The 18,219-nt window shown below is 72.9% G+C and carries 22 protein-coding genes; 12 read left to right on the forward strand and 10 right to left on the reverse strand.

Features of this window, described 5'->3' with window-relative positions:
* Nucleotides 1–76: 76 nt before the first annotated feature.
* Nucleotides 77–577 carry an SsgA family sporulation/cell division regulator gene (locus tag MCM47_RS20695; RefSeq protein WP_238863143.1) on the forward strand — a complete coding sequence of 167 codons (501 nt, stop codon included), beginning with the start codon at nt 77–79 and terminating at the stop codon, nt 575–577.
* Here the strand turns inward: MCM47_RS20695 and MCM47_RS20700 are convergent.
* Nucleotides 496–2,073, reverse strand: coding sequence for a GAF domain-containing protein (locus tag MCM47_RS20700; RefSeq protein WP_238863144.1), 1,578 nt, complete (start codon nt 2,071–2,073; stop codon nt 496–498). The two genes, MCM47_RS20695 and MCM47_RS20700, sit on opposite strands and share 82 nt — an antisense overlap.
* 312 nt (nt 2,074–2,385) lie before the next feature.
* Between MCM47_RS20700 and MCM47_RS20705 the strand changes: the two genes are divergently transcribed.
* The 6 genes from MCM47_RS20705 to MCM47_RS20730 all read left to right on the forward strand — a co-directional run bounded on the left by MCM47_RS20705 (nt 2,386) and on the right by MCM47_RS20730 (nt 7,115).
* The gene (locus MCM47_RS20705; protein ID WP_238863145.1) at nt 2,386–3,060 is read left to right on the forward strand and encodes a DedA family protein; all 675 of its coding nucleotides are present in this window, start codon (nt 2,386–2,388) and stop codon (nt 3,058–3,060) included.
* Nucleotides 3,057–3,749: a phosphatase PAP2 family protein gene (locus MCM47_RS20710; RefSeq protein ID WP_238863146.1), complete on the forward strand. Its 693-nt coding sequence runs from the start codon at nt 3,057–3,059 to the stop codon at nt 3,747–3,749. Before MCM47_RS20705 ends, MCM47_RS20710 begins: the two co-directional genes overlap by 4 nt.
* 185 nt (nt 3,750–3,934) lie before the next feature.
* Nucleotides 3,935–4,447: a pyridoxamine 5'-phosphate oxidase family protein gene (locus tag MCM47_RS20715; RefSeq protein ID WP_238863147.1), complete on the forward strand. Its 513-nt coding sequence runs from the start codon at nt 3,935–3,937 to the stop codon at nt 4,445–4,447.
* A gap of 114 nt (nt 4,448–4,561) precedes the next feature.
* Nucleotides 4,562–5,683 carry a TIGR03364 family FAD-dependent oxidoreductase gene (locus tag MCM47_RS20720; RefSeq protein ID WP_238863148.1) on the forward strand — a complete coding sequence of 374 codons (1,122 nt, stop codon included), beginning with the start codon at nt 4,562–4,564 and terminating at the stop codon, nt 5,681–5,683.
* Between the two features lie 12 nt (nt 5,684–5,695).
* Nucleotides 5,696–6,373, forward strand: coding sequence for a phosphonatase-like hydrolase (locus MCM47_RS20725; RefSeq protein WP_238863149.1), 678 nt, complete (start codon nt 5,696–5,698; stop codon nt 6,371–6,373).
* A 67-nt stretch (nt 6,374–6,440) separates the two neighbouring features.
* A complete protein-coding gene (locus tag MCM47_RS20730) occupies nt 6,441–7,115 on the forward strand; it encodes a major capsid protein (protein WP_238863150.1) in 675 nt (224 codons plus the stop codon).
* Between the two features lie 76 nt (nt 7,116–7,191).
* On the opposite strand, the gene MCM47_RS20735 is transcribed toward MCM47_RS20730, so the two are convergent.
* Complete coding sequence (locus tag MCM47_RS20735) at nt 7,192–7,947, reverse strand: XRE family transcriptional regulator (protein WP_238863151.1); 756 nt, start codon at nt 7,945–7,947, stop codon at nt 7,192–7,194.
* Between the two features lie 466 nt (nt 7,948–8,413).
* Here MCM47_RS20735 and MCM47_RS20740 point away from each other — a divergent pair, with 466 nt between their 5' ends.
* The 3 genes from MCM47_RS20740 to MCM47_RS20745 all read left to right on the forward strand — a co-directional run bounded on the left by MCM47_RS20740 (nt 8,414) and on the right by MCM47_RS20745 (nt 9,516).
* Nucleotides 8,414–8,680: a hypothetical protein gene (locus MCM47_RS20740; RefSeq protein ID WP_238863152.1), complete on the forward strand. Its 267-nt coding sequence runs from the start codon at nt 8,414–8,416 to the stop codon at nt 8,678–8,680.
* Nucleotides 8,677–8,811, forward strand: a complete 135-nt coding sequence (locus MCM47_RS41805; RefSeq protein WP_255752592.1) for a hypothetical protein — start codon at nt 8,677–8,679, stop codon at nt 8,809–8,811. The genes MCM47_RS20740 and MCM47_RS41805 overlap by 4 nt, the downstream gene beginning before the upstream one ends.
* Before the next feature lie 120 nt (nt 8,812–8,931).
* A complete protein-coding gene (locus MCM47_RS20745; protein ID WP_238863153.1) occupies nt 8,932–9,516 on the forward strand; it encodes a hypothetical protein in 585 nt (194 codons plus the stop codon).
* Nucleotides 9,517–9,835: 319 nt separating this feature from the next.
* Here the strand turns inward: MCM47_RS20745 and MCM47_RS20750 are convergent, their stop codons facing one another.
* The gene (locus MCM47_RS20750) at nt 9,836–10,081 is read right to left on the reverse strand and encodes a winged helix-turn-helix domain-containing protein (RefSeq protein WP_238863154.1); all 246 of its coding nucleotides are present in this window, start codon (nt 10,079–10,081) and stop codon (nt 9,836–9,838) included.
* Nucleotides 10,082–10,241: 160 nt separating this feature from the next.
* Between MCM47_RS20750 and MCM47_RS20755 the strand changes: the two genes are divergently transcribed.
* On the forward strand, nt 10,242–10,613 hold the full coding sequence (locus MCM47_RS20755) for a hypothetical protein (protein WP_238863155.1): 372 nt from the start codon (nt 10,242–10,244) through the stop codon (nt 10,611–10,613).
* 451 nt (nt 10,614–11,064) lie between these two features.
* On the opposite strand, the gene MCM47_RS20760 is transcribed toward MCM47_RS20755, so the two are convergent.
* The 7 genes from MCM47_RS20760 to MCM47_RS20790 form a co-directional block, all read right to left on the reverse strand.
* Nucleotides 11,065–11,715 carry an HAD family phosphatase gene (locus tag MCM47_RS20760; RefSeq protein ID WP_238863156.1) on the reverse strand — a complete coding sequence of 217 codons (651 nt, stop codon included), beginning with the start codon at nt 11,713–11,715 and terminating at the stop codon, nt 11,065–11,067.
* Nucleotides 11,716–11,881: 166 nt separating this feature from the next.
* Complete coding sequence (locus MCM47_RS20765; protein ID WP_238863157.1) at nt 11,882–12,202, reverse strand: multidrug efflux SMR transporter; 321 nt, start codon at nt 12,200–12,202, stop codon at nt 11,882–11,884.
* Nucleotides 12,203–12,209: 7 nt separating this feature from the next.
* Nucleotides 12,210–12,893, reverse strand: coding sequence for an HAD family phosphatase (locus tag MCM47_RS20770; RefSeq protein WP_238863158.1), 684 nt, complete (start codon nt 12,891–12,893; stop codon nt 12,210–12,212).
* Nucleotides 12,894–12,932: 39 nt separating this feature from the next.
* Nucleotides 12,933–14,018: an ABC transporter ATP-binding protein gene (locus tag MCM47_RS20775; RefSeq protein ID WP_238863159.1), complete on the reverse strand. Its 1,086-nt coding sequence runs from the start codon at nt 14,016–14,018 to the stop codon at nt 12,933–12,935.
* A gap of 17 nt (nt 14,019–14,035) precedes the next feature.
* The gene (locus MCM47_RS20780) at nt 14,036–14,881 is read right to left on the reverse strand and encodes an ABC transporter permease (protein WP_238863160.1); all 846 of its coding nucleotides are present in this window, start codon (nt 14,879–14,881) and stop codon (nt 14,036–14,038) included.
* Nucleotides 14,869–15,834, reverse strand: coding sequence for an ABC transporter permease subunit (locus tag MCM47_RS20785; protein ID WP_238863161.1), 966 nt, complete (start codon nt 15,832–15,834; stop codon nt 14,869–14,871). Before MCM47_RS20785 ends, MCM47_RS20780 begins: the two co-directional genes overlap by 13 nt.
* A 38-nt stretch (nt 15,835–15,872) precedes the next feature.
* Nucleotides 15,873–17,045: an ABC transporter substrate-binding protein gene (locus MCM47_RS20790; RefSeq protein ID WP_238863162.1), complete on the reverse strand. Its 1,173-nt coding sequence runs from the start codon at nt 17,043–17,045 to the stop codon at nt 15,873–15,875.
* A gap of 308 nt (nt 17,046–17,353) precedes the next feature.
* Between MCM47_RS20790 and MCM47_RS20795 the strand changes: the two genes are divergently transcribed.
* On the forward strand, nt 17,354–18,139 hold the full coding sequence (locus tag MCM47_RS20795; protein ID WP_238863425.1) for a GntR family transcriptional regulator: 786 nt from the start codon (nt 17,354–17,356) through the stop codon (nt 18,137–18,139).
* The last annotated feature ends 80 nt before the right edge of the window (nt 18,140–18,219 follow it).

Raw genomic sequence — 18,219 nt, forward strand, 5'->3', positions numbered from 1 at the left:
CCCCTTGCAACCCTTGCCGGTTCGGCGCCGGGTAGCGCAGTCTGAGGGCATCCCACGCCGTCCCGGAGAGACCGTCATGCCGCCCGACCCGCTGCCCGCACCCTCCAGTGCCCCTCTCGCCGCCACCCCCACGGGCGGCGATGAGGCAGGCTCCACCGCCGCTCCGGCGGCGGTGGAGGAGGTGCTCACGCTGCGGATATCGCTGGGCGAGGAGGTCGTCGGCGAGGTCCGCACCCGGTTCCGGTTCGACGCCGAGCGCCCCTACGAGGTGCTGCTGACGTTCCACTTCGGCCGGCCGGACGAGGCCGACTGGGTGTTCTCGCGCGACCTGCTGCGCGACGGACTGCGCTCCCTGAGCGGCCAGGGCGACGTCAAGCTGTGGCCGGCGTACTGCCCGTGCCACGGCTCGACGTTGCACCTGGCGCTGGAATCGCCCCACGGCAGCGCCCTGTTGGAGGTCTCCAAGCCCCGGGTGCGGGCCTGGCTGGACCGGACCTACGCGCTGGTCTCCGAGGAGGCCGAGCAGGCCTTCGGCCCGACCGACGCCCAGCTGTCCGCGCTGCTCGCCGGCGGCTGACGGCGGGTCGGCACGGCCCCGGCGTCCCCGGGGCCGCGCGGCGCCGGGACCGCCGCGGCGCCCGGCGGGACCGCCGCGGCCGGTGGCGGGGCGCCGTCCACACCCGGGAGCCGGACCGTCCCGGCGGCCAGACCGGCCCGCAGCCGGCGCACGGCCGGGGCCGAGGAGGCCGGCAGCAGGTCGTACGGATCCTCCGGCCCCAGCACGGTGACCAGCACCGAGTCGGCGAACCGGTAGGGCCGGTGGGCCAGGAGGCCGCCGAGGTGGCGCCGCAGCCGGGACAGTTCGGCCCGCACCGTCACCGTCCGCCCCGGGTCGCCGAAGAGCGCGTCGGCGAGCTGGGCCGCGCTGAGCCCGTCGCGCTCGACGGCGAGCAGCAGGAGCAGTTCGGCGTGGCGCGGGCTCAGCGCGTGCGACCAGCTGCCGGCCACGCCGTGCACCGACAGTTCGGGGCGGTCCGGGCGGCGCAGGTCGACGCGGAGCCGGGCGCCCTGGGCCTGCTCGGCGACGGCCGCCCCGGCGTCGTCCGGACGGCCGCTCCCCGGCCGGTGGACCGGGCGGATCAGCCAGCCGTCGGCCAGCGGCTCGATGGCGCACTCGCCCAGGCTGGGCAGCCAGTGCACGGTGGCCGGGTTCCAGCCCTCGGAGGGCAGGCGCAGCCGGGTGGGCGGCGGCAGCCCGGCCGCGGCGGCCGTCCAGCCCGCGGCGTCCACCACCAGCGCCGGGCCGTTCACCCGGGCCAGCAGCGGGGCGGCCAGCGTGCGCAGCTGGTGCAGCGACTCCAGGCGGCGGGCGCGCAGCTCGGTCTCGGCGAGCCGGGCGGCGGTGGCGGTGAGCTGCAGCAGGTAGGGCTGGAAGGTGTGGGCCGGGCCGCTGAGGTTGATCGCGCCGACCAGCCGGCCGGTGCCCGGATCGTGCACCGGGGCGGCGACGCAGGTCCAGGAGTGGTGGCTGCGCAGGTAGTGCTCGGCCGAGTGGACCTGCATCGGCCGCCGGGCGCGCAGGGCCGCGGCGATGCCGTTGGTGCCGACGGCCTCCTCGACCCAGCGGGCTCCGGTGAGGAAGCCGATCCGGTCGGCGCTGCGCCGCAGCCCCCGTTCGCCCTCCTGCCACAGCACGTGGCCCTCGGCGTCGGCGATGGCGAGGAGCAGCGGGGCGCTGCCGGCCGGGTCGAGCAGCGTGTCGCGCAGCACCGGCAGCAGCGGGTCGAGGCCGCTGGCCCGGCGGCGCTGCTCGACCTCGGCGGGGCCCAGGTGGACGGCGGCGGCGCCGGCGTCCGGGTCGAGGCCGAGGCGGCGCAGGCGGGCCCAGGAGTCGCCGATCTCGGGGCGGGGCTGCAGGAACGGCCGGTCGCCGTCGGGCGGCGGCGCGCCCTCCCGGGCGAGGTCGCGGGCGGCGGCTTCGGCGAGGGTGCGGTCGTGGACCTTGGCCAGTTCCGCCGCCGACTGCGGGGATCGGCGCTCGGGTCGTCGGGTCTGCCGTCCGGTCTGCCGCACTCGGTTCGCTCCTCGCCGCCGTCCGAGGGCGCGCCGGGGCCGACGCGCTGACGAAAGCGTACGGGGGGCGCCCGGTCCTGCGGGTGGGGTCTGCCAAGTCGGCACGGGCGAGCCCATGAGAGTGGACATGCCAAGGCGGAATGGCGGGCCGCCGGTTCCGTAAGGCCCGGACGACCACCCCCGCGCCGCGGCGGCGGACCCGCGGTGACGGCGCCCGGATCGTCTAGATTCGAGTGGATCGTCCGCCGCCCCGGAGGCGGTCGAGGGCGTGCGCCGCCGTGCCGCCCGTCAACGCACGGAGGTCCGCCGCCCTTGCTCCCCTCGCCCGCCGGTCCGGCCGTCGCCGCCCTCGCGGTGAATCCGTTGGACGCCTCCTCGCTGCTCACCGCGTTCGGCGCGCTCGGCATCGCCGTGGTGCTCTTCGCCGAGACCGGCCTGCTGGTCGGCTTCTTCCTGCCCGGTGACTCGCTGCTCTTCACCGCCGGGCTGCTCTGCGTCCCGCGTGCGACCGAAGGGCCGCAACTGGAGCTGTACCAGGTGATCCCGGCGGCGCTGGCCGGCGCGCTGGCCGGCGCCCAGGTGGGCTACCTGATCGGCCGGCGGGGCGGGCGGGCGCTGCTGCGCCGCAGCGGGCGGAGGAGCCTGGAGGAGGGGGTGCGGCGGGCGGAGGGGCTGCTGGCCAGGTACGGACCGGGCAAGGCGATCGTGCTCGCCCGGTTCATCCCGGTGGTCCGCACCGTGCTGAACCCGCTCTGCGGCGTGCTGGAGGTGCCGGTGCGCCCGTTCACCTTCTGGCAGGTGGCCGGCGGTTCGGTCTGGGTGATCGGCCTGGTGCTGGCCGGGTACGCCCTCGGCTCGTCCGTGTCGGATATCGACCGCTACCTGCTGCCGATCGTCGGTCTGGTAGTACTTGTCTCCGTGATTCCCATTGTTCTCGAAGTGTTCCGCGCCCGGAAGTCCCGTCGTGGGGGCGGTGACCCCCGGTGACGGTTCCGGTGGTGCCCGCGGCGGTGCCGGCCCGCGCCCTGGCCGTGTACGACGGCAGCGGCATCGACGGCGGCCTCTACCACCGGGTGGTCGGGTGGGCGGACGCCGCGCCGTACTGGCTGGACGAGCTGGTCCGGATCTGGTCCGCGCTCGGCCTCGGGCTGTTCGCCGTGCTGATGGCCGTGGCCTGGTGGCGGGCGCGCGGCGCCGGACCGGCCGTGATGGCCCGGGTGCTGGCCTCGCCGTTGATCGTGGTCGCGGCCTACGCCGTCAACTCGGTGTTCAAGGGCGTGGTGGAGGAGGTCCGTCCCTGCGCCCAGCTGGGGGTGCGGAGCACGCTGGAGGCCTGCCCGGCCACGGGTGACTGGTCCTTCCCGAGCAACCACACGGTGATCGCCTTCGCCGCCGCGGCGGCGCTCTGGAGCGCGAACCGGCGGCTGGGCGCGATCGCCGCCGTCGCCGCCGTACTGATGGGCGCGTCCCGGGTCTGGGTCGGCGTGCACTACCCGCACGACGTCCTGGTCGGTGCACTGGTCGGCGTGCTGGTGGCCGTCCCGACGGCCCTGGCCGCCGGGCGGGCCGCACCGCTGGTCGACCGGGCGCGCGGCGGGGCGCTGCGGCCGTTCCTCGGCGCCGGTGCCGCCGCGCCCGCCCCGGGCGGCGTCCCGTTGGAGCCGCAGCGGCGTTAGGGCCTCCGCTTCGCGTGGCCCGGCCCCTGCCGGTCGGGCCATGGCGTAAGGCCCTTGTGTGGCCGGGGCGGCGGGGAGAGCATGTGAGCCGGGCGTGAGGCCCCCGGGGAACCGGGGCGTCCGCCCGGCTCAGTCGTGCGTGGGGCGCGACGGCGCCCGGCCGTGCCAGCGGAGGGATGTGCCCATTGCCGTACCGACTCGACATCACGCAGGGGGAGTGGCCGGAGGGGGAGCTGCGCAAGGGCGTGGAGGGCCTGCTGGCCGAGGCCATGGTGCTCACCCTCGCCACCGCCGGGCACGAACACGGCCCGCACGCCAACCTGGCCTTCTTCGCGTACGACGACGACCTCGTCCTGTACTTCGTCAGCGAGCGCGCCACCCGGCACAGCCACCACCTCGCCGAGGAGGCCCGGGCGGCGGCCACCGTCTTCCTGCCGCCGCCGGTCTTCGGCGAGCAGCTGCGCGGGATACAGCTGACCGGGAGCGCGGGCGAGGCGTGGGGGCGGCAGGCGGAGGCGGCCTTCGCGGCGTACCAGGGGCGATTCCCGTCCTTCGGGCAGGACCCGGAGGTGCGCCGGCAGTACCTGGCCAACGCGGGTGCGGCGGCGCTCTACCGCTTCCAGGTGGAGGAGCTGACGGTGGTGGACGAGCCCGCCTTCGGCCGGCGCAACTACCTGCGGGCCAGCGTCGTCCGCTGACCACCGGTGCCGGCCGGCCGTTCGCTCGGGTTGTCTGTACAACTTTTCGACCGGTTCACCTCCGGGACCGGCTTCGGCCTCCCCCCGTCCACCTCGCCGCATCAGCCTGGCCGCATGAGAGTCATCGTCGTAGGAGCAGGCGTGCTCGGCACCATGCACGCCTGGCAGGCCGTCGAGCGCGGCCACGAGGTCGTCCACCTGGAGCGCGAGGCGCAGGCGCGCGGTGCCTCCGTGCGCAACTTCGGTCTGGTCTGGGTCAGCGGCCGCGCCGCGGGCGAGGAGCTGGACACCGCGCTGCGTGCCCGCGAGCTCTGGGAGCGGATCGGCGCACGGGTGCCCGACCTCGGCTTCCGGGCCAACGGCTCGCTCACCGCGATCCGCACCGAGGCCGAACTCGCCGTCGCCGAACAGGCGCTGACGCTGCCGGACGCCGCCGCGCGCGGCTACGAGCTGCTCGACGCCGACGAGACCCGCGCCGCCAACCCGGCCCTGCGCGGCGAACTGCTCGGCGCCCTGCGGTGCGGACGGGACGCCGCCGTCGAGCCGCGCACCGCCCAGCCCGCGCTGCGGGCCGCACTGGAGGCCAGCGGCCGCTACACCTTCCTGCCCGGGCGCGAGGTCCGCGACGTGATCGGCGAGAACGCCGTCCGGGACGACCACGGCGACGTCCACACCGGCGACCTGGTCGTCCTCTGCACCGGTGCCTGGCTGGGCGGCCTGGTCCGCGAGCTGGCGCCCGCCCTGCCCGTCCGCAAGGTGCGGCTGCAGATGATGCAGACCGACCCGCTGGGCGAGGACCTCACCACCTCGGTCGCCGACGGCGACAGCTTCCGCTACTACCCCGCCTTCGCCGGCAGCGCGCTGGAGCGGCTCCGGGCGGCCCAGCCGCAGCCGCCGGTCGCCGCCGAGCACCGGATGCAGCTGCTCATGGTCCAGCGCCGTGACGGCGCACTGACGATCGGCGACACCCACGAGTACGACCAGCCGTTCGGCTTCGACGTGGTCGAGGACCCGTACGACCACCTGGTCGGCGTGGCCGAGGAACTGCTCGGCCGCCCGCTGCCACGGATCCGTCGCCGCTGGGCCGGCGTGTACGCGCAGTGCCTCGACACCACCCGGGTCGTCCACCGCGAGCGCGTGCGTGACGGCGTCTGGCTGGTCACCGGCCCGGGCGGCCGGGGCATGACCTGCTCGCCGGCCATCGCCGAGACCACCGCCGACCTCGCCAACCTGTAAGGAACACCGCACATGTCGCTTGACATCCGCTTGGTCGTACTCGACATGGCCGGCACCACCGTCGCCGACGACGGCCTGGTCGAGCAGGCCTTCCAGGCCGCCGCCGGCCGGCTCGGCGTCGAGGCCGGCAGCCCCGAGCACGCGCGCATGCTGGACCACGTGCGCGCCACCATGGGCGAGTCCAAGATCTCCGTCTTCCGGCACCTGTTCGGCGAGGAGGAGAAGGCCCGGACGGCCAACGCGGCCTTCGAGGCCGCGTACCACGACCTGGTCGACGCCGGTCACTGCGCCGCCCTGCCGGGTGCGGCCGAGGCGATCGCCGAACTCCGCGGCCGGGGCCGCAAGGTGGTCCTGACCACCGGCTTCTCCCGGTCCACCCAGGACCGCATCCTCGCCGCGCTCGGCTGGGAGTCGATCGCCGACCTCACGCTCTGCCCGGCCGAGGCCGGCCGCGGCCGCCCGTACCCGGACCTCGCCCTCACCGCCCTGCTGCGGACGGCCACCGACTCCGTCCGGCAGGTCGCCGTCGCCGGGGACACCGGCTACGACATGCTGACCGGCACCCGGGCCGGCGCCGCAGTGGTCGCCGGTGTGCTGACGGGCGCCCACGGCGAGGAGCGGCTGCGGGCCGACGGCGCCACCCACGTGCTGGCGTCCGTCGCCGAGCTGCCGGCCCTGCTGGCGGGCTGAGAGCCCCCGGACGGCCGGGCGGGCGCGGCCAGCGCCGCTCCCGCCCGGCCGCCGGCACCTGGTGCGGGTGGGCGGTTCAGCCGCCGGTGATCCCCACGCGACCGGACGTCGCCCCGGACACGCGACCCTCAAGGTCAAGGCTGCATCCGTCCACTTCTCGGACCAGTTCTTCAACGGCGACACGGCGGTGAACCCCCTCGGATTCGACGGCCTTCGGAAACGCCTGATTAGTCGACAGGTCATCGACGCCAAGGGAGTTGGCCCGGTCGCCAACGGTTACGAGTTCTTCGACGCGCTCGACGCGCTGACCGCCCAGGTGCGCGGGCTCACCGGCCAGAACGGCGCCCTGTACATGAACGCCGCGATCATCGCGAAGATCCGGTCCGGCTTCCGCCGGTTGGGCGGCGCCGAGCTGCTGACCGCCGAAATTCTCGGCAAGGAGACGACCATGTGGAACGGCATCCCCATGCTTGACCCGGGCCAGAAGCTCGACGGCACGGACGTACTCCCGCTGACCAGCGGGACCGGGGGCAAGGACACAGGCGACATCTACGCCGTGCGCTTCGGCACCTCCGAGGCGGACGCCGGAGTTACCGGGCTGACCAACGGCGGAATCCAGGTGACGGATCTGGGTGAGGCTCACGACAAGCCCGTCTACCGGACTCGCATCGAGTTCTATTGCGGTATCGCGTTGTTCGGCGGCAAGGCCGCGGCGCGTCTCATGAACGTACTCGCTGGCTGAGTTGCCGGTAGATCAGAACGGCCCCGTGCCTTCCCTGCGCTGCGGCGGTGGGCACGGGGCCGTTCTGCGTTTTCCGCTACTCCGTGGGGGGAGAGCCGTACTGCGCAAGGACTTCGTCGGCTGTCGACTTCTCCAACAGACGAAGCTCCCAGGGGCCGGTATTCACGTCAAATTCCTTGCCGAAGCCAACCCATTTCCCGGCCATCCGCCGCCCAGTGGGATCAACCAGAAGCTGAATTGCCCCGTGATATCTCGCGCCTTGGTAGTAGCCATCCTGTGCGGTTTGCTCGACCCACGTTCCAGTCACGATGTTCCGATCTGCGGTCAGATCGAACGAGACTGGCGAGTCCGGGTTGGACGATGCGCCGGGCAGCGATCGCCCAGTGATTCGGTTTCCGTGCTGCGTCAGCACGACGTGATGGAGGCCGGTGAACGTCCCGTCCCGGCTGCTGCTGTAGAACTCGTACCGGCTCAGCCACACCCCGGAATAGTCCTCGCCTATCGGCGCTGGCGCCGCCTGCACCGGGACTCCCGGCTCGCCGCTGGCCATATCGTGTCCTCCTGTGCCATCCACGGTTACCCCGGACGGTAGCTGCGCTGACTCGAAGCCGAGGCGGTCAACGGAAAGCTTCGTGACAGCCTCAAGGGCACGAACGTACACCGGTCGAGGTGCCCGTACCTCCCCGGATTCCCAGCGCTGAACAAGGCGCTTGCTCGCCTCGTTGGGCTCCCCTTGCTCCGTTCCCACCGCACGCAGGCGCTTCGCAAACTCGTCTTGGCTCAGGCGCAGGCGAAGGCGCACGGCCCGCAGAGTCTCGTTCGGCGTCGTCATGAGTCCAAGGTACGTCCAAGCGTCGCCCAACGACACCAAAATGACGCCTTGTCAGGACACCTGAGAGACGCCTTCCCGTCGTCGCAACGGCCAGGTCGGACAGGACACTATCTCGGGGTCAGCAAACGGAGCGACGCAGGACCAGAGGTGGCCAGCCGTGGCAAAGACCTACGAGGAGTACAAGGCCGAGCAGCTCAAGCGGCTTGCAGCGGGCAACCCTCTGGACGAGTACGACCCCGAAACGAGTGCCCGAGTCGGCAGGCACCCCGCGAATGGCTGGCCGCCTTGCACGTGCGTCAACTGCACTGCGAAGGCCGCGTGATGGACCCGTATGCGGCCCCGGTGTTCGGTGTGGGCGCCTTCTCGGCGGGTGCACGTCGGGCCCGGACCGGGCTGCCCCCGCCTGTTCCGTGGTGGGCGCAGGGGCGGCCCGCGTGGGCTCCGGACAACGAGGAGAGGCGCATCTATGGCCGTTCGCAAGCGGTACCGGTTCCTGAACTGGACCATCACCCACGACAGTGCGCCCGATGCGCCCCCGACCCGGCACATGTTCCGGTGCCTCGGCGAGGACGAGTACGGCAAGCCGTGCGGCGTAGAAGGTCCGGTGGTCGAGGACTTCCAGGAGGCACAGCGCTGGCCGTTCGAGCACCTGCGAGAGCACCAGGACCACCGCAGCTTCGCGCACGTCGCCGAAGTGCCGTGGCTGATGATCCCCGAGGTGGAACCGTCATGATCGGCGCTGACCAGGACGAATACCGCCACGCGCGGGGGAAGCCGGTCAGCCGGCGATCCGCCTATGGGGTGTCGGTGGCGGCCGTGGTGCTGCTCGCAGTGACGCTGCTCGCGCTGGCCCGGCCGCACTGACTCAAGACTCCCGCTCCGGCCGTCATCCCTGGCAGGCAGCCGACCGGAGCGGGCTCCGCAACACCGCACGCCCCGGATACCAACCGGTGCCGGGCCGCAACGATGCGAGGAGACACCAGTATGAGCACACCGACCGAGCGACCGCCGGGCGACACCGGGCCCGGCCTGTTGCCGCTCGACCCCCGCGAGTTGATCACGGGGCAGACCTTCGACGCGGTGGTGTACACCGTCTGCGACAACAACCCCGGTATGGCCGTCGAGATGGCGGAGCGAATCGTCACCGACGCGCTCAAGTTCGTGGCCGCCGCAGCCACGTTCCCCACCGTGAGCATCACCCCGACCAACGTCGTGGACGAGGGCTGGCACGCGCTCATCCTGCACACCCGCCCGTACGCCGAACTGTGCGAGCGGCTGGGCAGGTTCGTTCACCACTACCCCGAGCGCCCCGACCCGACGCGCCACAACGAGGCCGCCGTTACCCGGACGGTCGCCCTGATCGAGGAGACCGGATACCGGCCCGACTACGAGTTGTGGACCGGGCCCACCCGGGCGCTGGTGTCGGTGGCGGCGAACTGCTCCCACACGCCCGTGCCCGGTGGGTGCGGCCCCATCAACCCCGGCGGGTGTGCCTCCCACTGCAACGGCGGTGGTGGCGGTGGTGGGGGCGGCGGGGGTAGCAGTCAGGGCCCGAGCCGGGGCATGTGAGGCCGCTAACCTGACCCCACCCCAACAGAGAAAGGGCGGGACATGAGCGAGGACGAAGCCGAGCGGGCGGCAAGTGCGCTTCGACGTCGGGGCGTTCGGGCGGCCGCTGTTCCGGAAGACCCGCACAACCCCGACGGGGAATGGCGGGTCTACGACAGCACCGACCCGGTCAGCCGGCGGGACATCACCGAGGAAGCGCGAGAAGCGGCCATGGACAGGCCCGGTACGGGCGGCCCGACGCGCGGATTCGTCATCCCTCCCCGTCCCTAACAGGCACCCTTGAGGCCCCGTCCCGCTGGTGAACTCCGGCAGGCGGGGCCTACTGCTCTCCGCGCTCGCTCGGGTGGGTCACGAAGCTGCCCATGCCGGTCCGGGTGACCACCAGACGGTCAGCCCGAAGCGCGGCAACCGCCTTCCGGACCGTCTTTCGGTCTACGCCGAATTCCTCGGTCAACTCAACCTCGGACAGCTTGTCGTCCGGGCGAAGCTCACCGGACTTGACCCGCTCCGCGACGGTCTCGGCGATCTGTTCCCACTTTGAGCGGGTTGGGCTGAACTCGAACACCCCCCGACCGTAGCCGTAGGGGCCTACCAGGCATAGCCAGGGATGGCCATGGACAGGTATGGACAGGTTGAGTACCGTCGTCAACGAAAGAACCCCCAGCGGCCTGGCCGGGCCACCGGGGGTCAACAGCATCGACCAGCTATTTGGGAGCTGAATCGACATGCGCGAGCTTATCGCGGACCTGTTCGCCGCACTGCGGCTGTTCCTCGCCCCCGGAGTCGGACGCAGGGGGAAGCCCTCGCCCCTCACCCCGCTTCGCCGGCGAGCCCTCGCACTGATCACCCCCGACACCGAGCCGGAGCCCGCCGCCCCGGTAGCAGTCGAACAGGACGACACGGAGCAGCCGGGCGAAGAACTGGTGTGGGGGCCGCTGGTCCGCCCCTACATCGACCCCGCCGCATGGCGGGCCGAGCTTGACGAGATGCAGCGTCAGTACGAGCGGCGCGAGGCCCTGCGGGCGGTCGCCGAGGGGAAGCCCGATCCGGGCTACACGTACCCGGGTGCGCAGCGTCTCGCCGTGGCGGGTGTGTGATGACCCTCGCTGCCACCAGGAAGCCCATATGCGGCGCCCCTCGCCCCGGGCAGTACGACGGAGCCCCGTGCAACCGTGACCCGTTCCACCGGGGCGACCACGCGAACGCCCTCGGCGAGACGTGGCCCCGGCTCGCTCCGGTGCGCTGCGCGCGCTGCAAGGGTCCGGCACCCACGCCGGTCCCGATCGGCCACCAGGAAGCCGCGAGTGGCCCCGGGCACACCGTGTGGGCGTGCTCGCTGACCTGCCCCGAGTAGAACCCCTCGCCCCGTCCGGGACCGATCCGGGCGGGGCTCTCTCGGCTCTGCCGTAGAACCGCTAATCGCCTGTGTCCGGAGATCCCGAGGGGAACGAATTCTGCGTCCTGGAGCCGAAGCGCTCGCTGGTGGCCTGACGGCCCGCCGGCCTGCCCGACGGACCGCCCGCCGGCCTGCCTGGCGGACCGGCGGGCTCAGCCGGCGGCGAGCAGGGCCGGCAGGTCGCGCATGTCGTGGAAGACGGTGGCCCCCGCGCCCGCCAGCCGCTCGGCCGGGGTGAGGCCACCGGCGTAGCCGAAGGCGCGCATGCCGGCGGCGCGGGCTGCCTCGACACCCGGCCGGCTGTCCTCGACCACCGCGCAGGCCGCCGGGTCGACGCCCAGCTGCCGCGCGGCGTGCAGGAAGAGGTCGGGGGCCGGCTTCCCGCGGGCGACCTCGGTGGCGCTGAAGATGCGGCCGGCGAAGTGGTCGTGGAGGCCGGTGCGGCCGAGGGTGTGGCGCATCTTCTCGTGCGAGCCGCTGGAGGCCACGCAGGTCGGCAGGGTGATCGCGGCCAGCGCCTCCGGGAGGCCGTCGACCGGCGTGAGGCCGGCGTCGACCGCCTCGGCGTGCAGTTCCTCGAAGCGCTTCGACCAGACCGCGGCGGTCTCCGGGCCGAGCCGTTCGGCGACCTGTTCCCCGATGGCGGCGTGGGAGCGCCCGATGAACCGCTCGACCACCTCCGCCTCGGTGAGCGGCCAGCCCAGTTCGGCGCCCAGGGCGACCTGGACGCGGGCCGCGATGCGCTCGCTGTCGACCAGGACGCCGTCGCAGTCGAAGACGACGAGTTCTATCGGCTTGATCATTCCGGCAGCCTACGGGCGGACGCCGGGCCGGCGGGCGCGTTCGCGCAAGGCTGAGCGGAGAGCCGCAGCGGAGGGCCGGAGCGGAGGGCCGGAGCGGGACGCCGAAGCAGGGAGGTCGGACGCGGCGGGCCCGGCGGTGCCGACACCGCCGGGCCCCGCCCGTTCCTCAGTGGCTGCCCTTCAGATTCAGCACCACCACTCCGACGATCACCAGGGCTATGCCCACCCACTGCAGCCGGCCCAGCGACTCGCCGAAGGCGACCACGCCGATGCCGGCCACCGCGGCCGTGCCGGCACCCGACCAGACCGCGTACGCGACCGAGACCGGGATGTGCTTCAGGGCCCGGCCGAGCAGCACGAAGGAGAGGACGTAGCCGATGGCCACGCCCACGCTCGGCCAGAACCGGCTGAAGCCTTCGGTCAGCTTCAGGCAGCTGGTGGCGCAGACCTCGCTGAGGATCGCCAGGGAGAGGAGTACGTAGGGCATAGGAGAATCAAACCCCGGGCGCAGTGCTGATCTTTCCGAGGAGGGCGAGGTCGGCCCGCTCCAGGCTGTCCAGCAGGGTGATCCGGGACCCGTCCGGGATCGGCACGTCGCTCGACGGCACGGCCAGCACCGCGCACCCCGCCGCGGTGGCGGAGGCCACGCCGGTCGGGGTGTCCTCGACGGCGACGCACACGGCCGGGTCGAGGCCGAGGCGCTCGGCGGCCGCGAGGTACGGGTCCGGGGCGGGCTTGGTGCGCGGGGTGTCCTCGGCGGCGAGGGTGACCGCGAACCAGTCGCGGCCGATGGTGCCCAGCACCATGTCGACCACCCGGCGGGGTGAGGCGGAGACCAGCGCGGTGGGCACCCGGGCGTCCCGAAGCTCGGCCAGCAGGGCGAGGGCCCCCGGCCGGGGGACGGTCTCGGCCGCGACCTTGCCGGCGAAGGAGTCGCCGAGCCGGGCGGCGAGCTCGGCCTCGCTGAGCGCGGTGCCGCTGACCCGGTGCAGGTGCGCGGCGGTGTGCTCGACGGCCTGGCCGAGAACCTCGGGTGCGTCGGTCTCGGTGAGCGGGTGGTGCAGCTCTTCCGCGAGCTCGGCGGCGGCCCGCCACCACAGGTGCTCGGTGTCGACCAGGGTGCCGTCCATGTCGAAGAGGACGGCGGCGGGCAGGGCGGGAACGGCGGATTCAGGCATGGCGGTACCTTCGGTGGATCGTCAGGAGGGAGCGGCGGATCAGACGGTACGGCGGTCCACCAGGACCGGGCGCTCCGGCAGCGCCAGCGCGGCGCGCGATCCGATCGGCAGCGCGGCGGCGGCCTCGGTCGGCAGGTCGGCCTTCACCTCGGTGCCGTCGTCCAGCCGGACGGTCAGCCGGGTCACGGCGCCCAGGAAGGACGCGCCGACCACCAGCGCCCGGCCGTGCTCGTTCGGGGCGAGCGCGACGTTCTCGGGCCGGACGAGCACCTCCAGGGAGCCATCGGCGGGCACCTCGCCGTCCACCGCGTGACGGCGGCCGAGCACCTCGACGCCGTCCCCGCCGCGCACGCACGGGATCCGGCTCATGGTGCCGACGAACTCGGCGACGAAGGCGGTCGCCGGGCGGGCGTACAGCTCGGACGGGGTGGCGCACTGCTCCAGCCGGCCGGCGCGCAGCACCGCGACCCGGTCGGCCATGGACAGCGCCTCCTCCTGGTCGTGGGTGACGAACAGGGTGGTGATCCCGAGCTCCTGCTGCAGGCGGCGGATCTCCTCGCGCAGCGAGAGCCGCACCTTGGCGTCCAGCGCGGAGAGCGGCTCGTCCAGCAGCAGCACGCGCGGCTTCAGGGCCAGCGCCCGGGCGAGCGCGATGCGCTGCTGCTGGCCGCCGGACATCTGGTGCGGGTAGCGGTCGGCGTGCTGCGGCAGGCCGACCAGCTCCAGCAGCTCCTGGGCTCGCCGGCGGCGCTCCGCCTTGGCGGTGCCGCGCATCCGCATGCCGAAGGCGACGTTGTCGGCGGCGGTCAGGTGCGGGAAGAGGCTGTAGGACTGGAACACCATGCCGGCGTCGCGCTTGTGCGCGGGGATCGCGGTGATGTCCTCGCCGTCGACCAGGACCTGGCCCGAGTCGTGCTGCTCGAAGCCGGCGAGGATGCGCAGCGCGGTGGTCTTGCCGCAGCCGGAGGGGCCGAGCAGGGCGAGCAGCTCGCCCGGGTGGACGGTCAGGTCGAGGCCGTCCAGCGCGGTGGTGGCGCCGAAGGTGCGGCGCAGCGAGCGGAACTCGACGGTCGCACCGCCGGGAGCGAGGGGGACGCCGGCGACGGGGGCGGTAACCGTGGTCATGGGGGAACTCCGGGGTTTCAGGAGGTGGTCTTGGTGCCGCGCTCGCGGCCGACGGTGGCCAGCAGGAGCAGCAGCAGCCAGGTGATCAGCAGGCTCAGGATGGAGACGGCGACCGACATGTGGGCCTGGCTGTTGCCGACCGAGTAGATCCACACCGGGAAGGGCTGGTAGCCGAGGATGGAGGCGGCGGTGAACTCGCCGAGCACCAGCGCCAGCGTCAGGAACGACGCGTTCAGCAGCGCGCCGCGCAGGTTGGGCAGCACGACGGTGAACACCGCGCGCGGCCAGGACGCGCCGCAGTTGCGGGCGGCCTCGACCAGGGTGCGGACGTCCACGGCGCGCAGGCCGGCGTCGATCGCCCGGTAGGCGAGCGGGAGCGACATCAGCACGTAGGCGATGACCAGGACCAGCGGGAAGTCCGGGTCCTGGACGAACACGAAGGTCTGGAAGAACGGCGTGTCCATCAGGTAGTCCGGGCCCCAGCGGAGCACGCCGATCAGACCGGCGGTCAGTGCGACCGGCGGGACCACCAGAGGCAGGGTGCAGAGCACGTCGATCACCGGGCGCAGCCGGGGCGAGCCGAGCCGGACCGCGACCAGGGCCGGTACCAGCAGGAGCAGCAGCACCACGACGGTGACGAGGGCCAGGCCGAGGGTGAGCCAGAGGCTCTCCAGGAAGCCCTCCGCGCTCAGCAGGCCGGTGTAGGCCTCGAAGGAGAAGCCCTTGGGGTCGTCGATCGAGAAGTACCCGGCGGCGGCCAGCGGCACGATGAAGTAGATCCCGGCGAGCAGCAGGACGGCGCCGCGCCACCAGCGCACCTTGCGGCGCGGGGACGTGGTGCGGGCGGGGGTCAGCTGAGCCATCGGGCGCTCCGGCGCTGGAGGGGCAGGTAGACGGCCATCACCAGGACGGCCACCACGATCATGTCGAGGCTGAGGGCGAGGGCGAGGTTGCCCTGTCCGACCAGCACGTTGCCGGAGAGCGCGTCCGCGATCGAGCGGCTGACCAGCGGGACGGTCGCGCCGACCATGGCGGCGGCGGTGGCGTACGCGGCGAAGGCGCTGCCGAAGAGCAGGACGAAGCCGCCGAGCAGCGAGGGCAGCAGGATCGGCAGCGCGACGTGGCGCCAGTACTGCACGGTGGTGGCCCGGTTGTTGTGGGCCGCCTCGCGCCACTGGACCCGCAGGCCGTCCAGGGCCGGGGTGACGGTGAGCACCATCAGCGGGATCAGGAAGTACAGGTAGACGATCGTCAGACCGGTGAACGAGTAGAGCGTCCACCCGTGGTCGGTGAGGTGCAGCAGCTTGGTGACCTCGCCGGCGTTGCCCAGGGTGGCGACGAACGCGAAGGCGAGCGGCAGCCCGCCGAAGTTGGCGAGCACGCCGGAGGCGGTCAGCACGGCCTGGCGCAGCCAGGCGTGCCGGGAGGTCACCACGGCCTGGGCGATCGGCAGGCCGATCAGGGTGGCGAGCAGCGCGGTGAGCGCGGAGAGCTCGAGGCTGCTGACCATCGCCGTCCGGTACGCGCCCTGGACGGACGCGGCGACGTTGTCGAGGGTGAACTGGCCGCCGCCGCCCTCCGCGTCGGTGGAGGTGGTGAAGGCGCCGATCACGATCGCGACGGCCGGCAGGCCGAAGCCGATCACGAAGAAGAGGAAGAGCGGCACGGTGGCCAGCCAGGAGGCGCCGCCGAGGCGCCGGCGGGGGCGCCGGCGGTGGGTGGGGGTGGTCGTGGTGGCGGTGGCGGACGCCCCCGCGCCGCCACCGGTGTCGGTGGCGGCGAGGGTGGTCGGCACCGGGGTGGGAGCCGTGGTCATGTGTGGGATCAGCCCGTTCGAGTTCTGCTGACTGATCGTCAGCCAGCGATCGCCTTGGTCCAGTTCTCGGTGACGACCTTCTTGGCGGCGGTGATCTGGTCCTGGGTCGGGAAGGTGGTGAACGGCTTCTCGACGGTCGGCAGCTTGGCGGCGGCCGCGGCGTCGAGGGTGCCGTCCTTCTTCAGGGCGTCGAAGGTGGCCGGGGTGGCGTAGCCGCCCAGGAAGAGGTTCTGGCCCTCGGCGCTGAACAGGTACTCCTGCCACAGGCGGGCGGCCGCCGGGTGCGGGGCCCACTTGTTGATGCCCTGGTTGTAGAACTGGGCGTAGCTGCCGTCGCCGGGGACGGAGACCTTCCAGTCGACGCCCTTGTCCTTGAACTCGTCGGTGTAGCCGGCGTTCAGGTAGGACCAGTCGATCGAGATCGGGGTCTCGCCCTTCTCGATGGTGGCCGGGGTGGACTCGACCGGGTTGAAGTTGCCCGAGCTCTTCAGCTTGCCGAAGAAGTCGATGCCGGGCTGGATGTTGTCGAGCGAGCCGCCGTTGGCGAGCGCGGCCGCGTAGACGCCGCCGAAGGCGGAGCCGGACTTGGTCGGGTTGCCGTTGAGGGCGACCTGGCCCTTGTACTCGGGCTTGAGCAGGTCGGCGAAGGTCTTCGGGCAGTTGGCGATCTTCTTGGCGTCACAGCCGATCGAGATGTAGCCGCCGTAGTCGTTGACGCGGGCGCCGCTCGGGTCCTTCATGGTGTCCGGCACCTTGTCGAAGGTGGCGACCTTGTAGGGGGCGAGCAGGCCGTCCTTGACCGCCTGGACGGCGAAGGCCGAGCCGAGGTCGACCACGTCGGGGGCGCGGTCCTGGCCCTTGCGGGAGGTGATCGCGTTGATCTCGTCCTGGCTGGAACCGTCCGGGTTCTCGTCCTCGATCTCGATGCCGTACTTGGCCTTGAACGAGTCCATGATCTTGCCGTAGTTGGCCCAGTCCTTGGGCAGCGTGATGACGTGCAGCTTGCCCTCCTTCTTGGCCGCGGCGACCAGGGCGTCCATCCCGCCGAAGTCGGCCGCCGAGGACGCCTCCTTGGCGTCCTTGGCGCCGGCCTTGGCGGCGTCGCCGGACTTCGCGCCGGCCGAACCGGCGGAGCCGCAGGCGGTGAGGGAGAGGGCGGCGGCGGTCAGTACGGCCGCGAAGGCGGCGGCACGGGCACGGTGCACGGTCACGGGTCAGTCTCCTGATCGGGGGCGTACTGCGAGGGGGGAGCGCGAGGCTGGGAGGTCGGGGGAGACCGGTTCGGGTGCTCCCGAGTTGACTAGCCAACTTCGTCCGACGGGGGTAAGTACGCCGGAGCCCGGTGACGGGAAGGTGAACGGATGGCCCAGAAGCGGGGTCGGCTGCGGGAACGGTCGAATCAGGCCATCGGTGCGTGATCGGCCGAGTGCGATGCTTCGAGGGCGCAGCGGGATAAGGTCGGGCTGTCCGCGCCGGTACGGCTGCGCAGGACACCGCCCCAGGAGGGACATTGACTGACGTGGCACTGGAGCCCGAACGCCCCGCCGCTCAGGATCGCGGCTCCGGCGCGCTGTACCGCAAGGTGGCCGCCGACCTGCGCGAGGCGATCACCACCGGCGCGTTCGGCGAGGCCGGCCGGCTGCCCGCGGAGGGCGCGCTCGCCGAGCAGTACGGCGTCTCGCGCGGCACCGTACGGCAGGCGCTGGCCGTGCTGCGCTCGGACGGGCTGGTCACCTCCCGCCGCGGCACCCGCCGGGTGGTGCTGGGCACCGCCCGGGTGCAGAGCTTCTCCGAACTGCTCAGCTTCACGCACTGGGCGTACTCGATGGGCGAGGAGCCGGGCGGCATCCTCGACTCGCTGGTGCGCCGCCCGGCCGACGCTGCCGAGCGCGAGCAGCTGCGCCTGGAACAGGGCTCCGAGGTGTACGTGACGGTCCGTCTGCGCACCCTCTCCGGCACGCCGGTGATGGTCGAGCGGACGATTTACCCGCCCCGGGTCGGCGAGATCGTCGCCCAGCTGCCGCCGGACGTGGTCTCGCACACCGAGGTGCTGCGCGAGCACGGCATCCTCTTCACCGACGCCGACCACACCATCGACGTCGTCGCGGCCAACGCCGAGGACGCCCGGCTGCTCGGCTGCCGCCGCGGCGGCCCGCTGCTGCGCGAGCGGCGGCGCACCACCGACCCTACCGGCACCCCGGTGGAGTGGTCCCAGGACCGCTACCTGCCGGGCACGGTGGCCTTCAGCGTGCACAACTCCCTGGCCACCTCGGCGCTCTCCCGCCACGCCCGCGAAGGCGACTGACCGGCCGGGCAGCCGGAGCGGGGAACCGCCGGTGCTTCCGACGGCCGGCGCTGCGAACGGCCGGCACGGGGCCGGCACGG

It is taken from the genome of Kitasatospora sp. A2-31 (assembly GCF_022288725.1).
Classification (GTDB): Bacteria; Actinomycetota; Actinomycetes; order Streptomycetales; family Streptomycetaceae; genus Kitasatospora.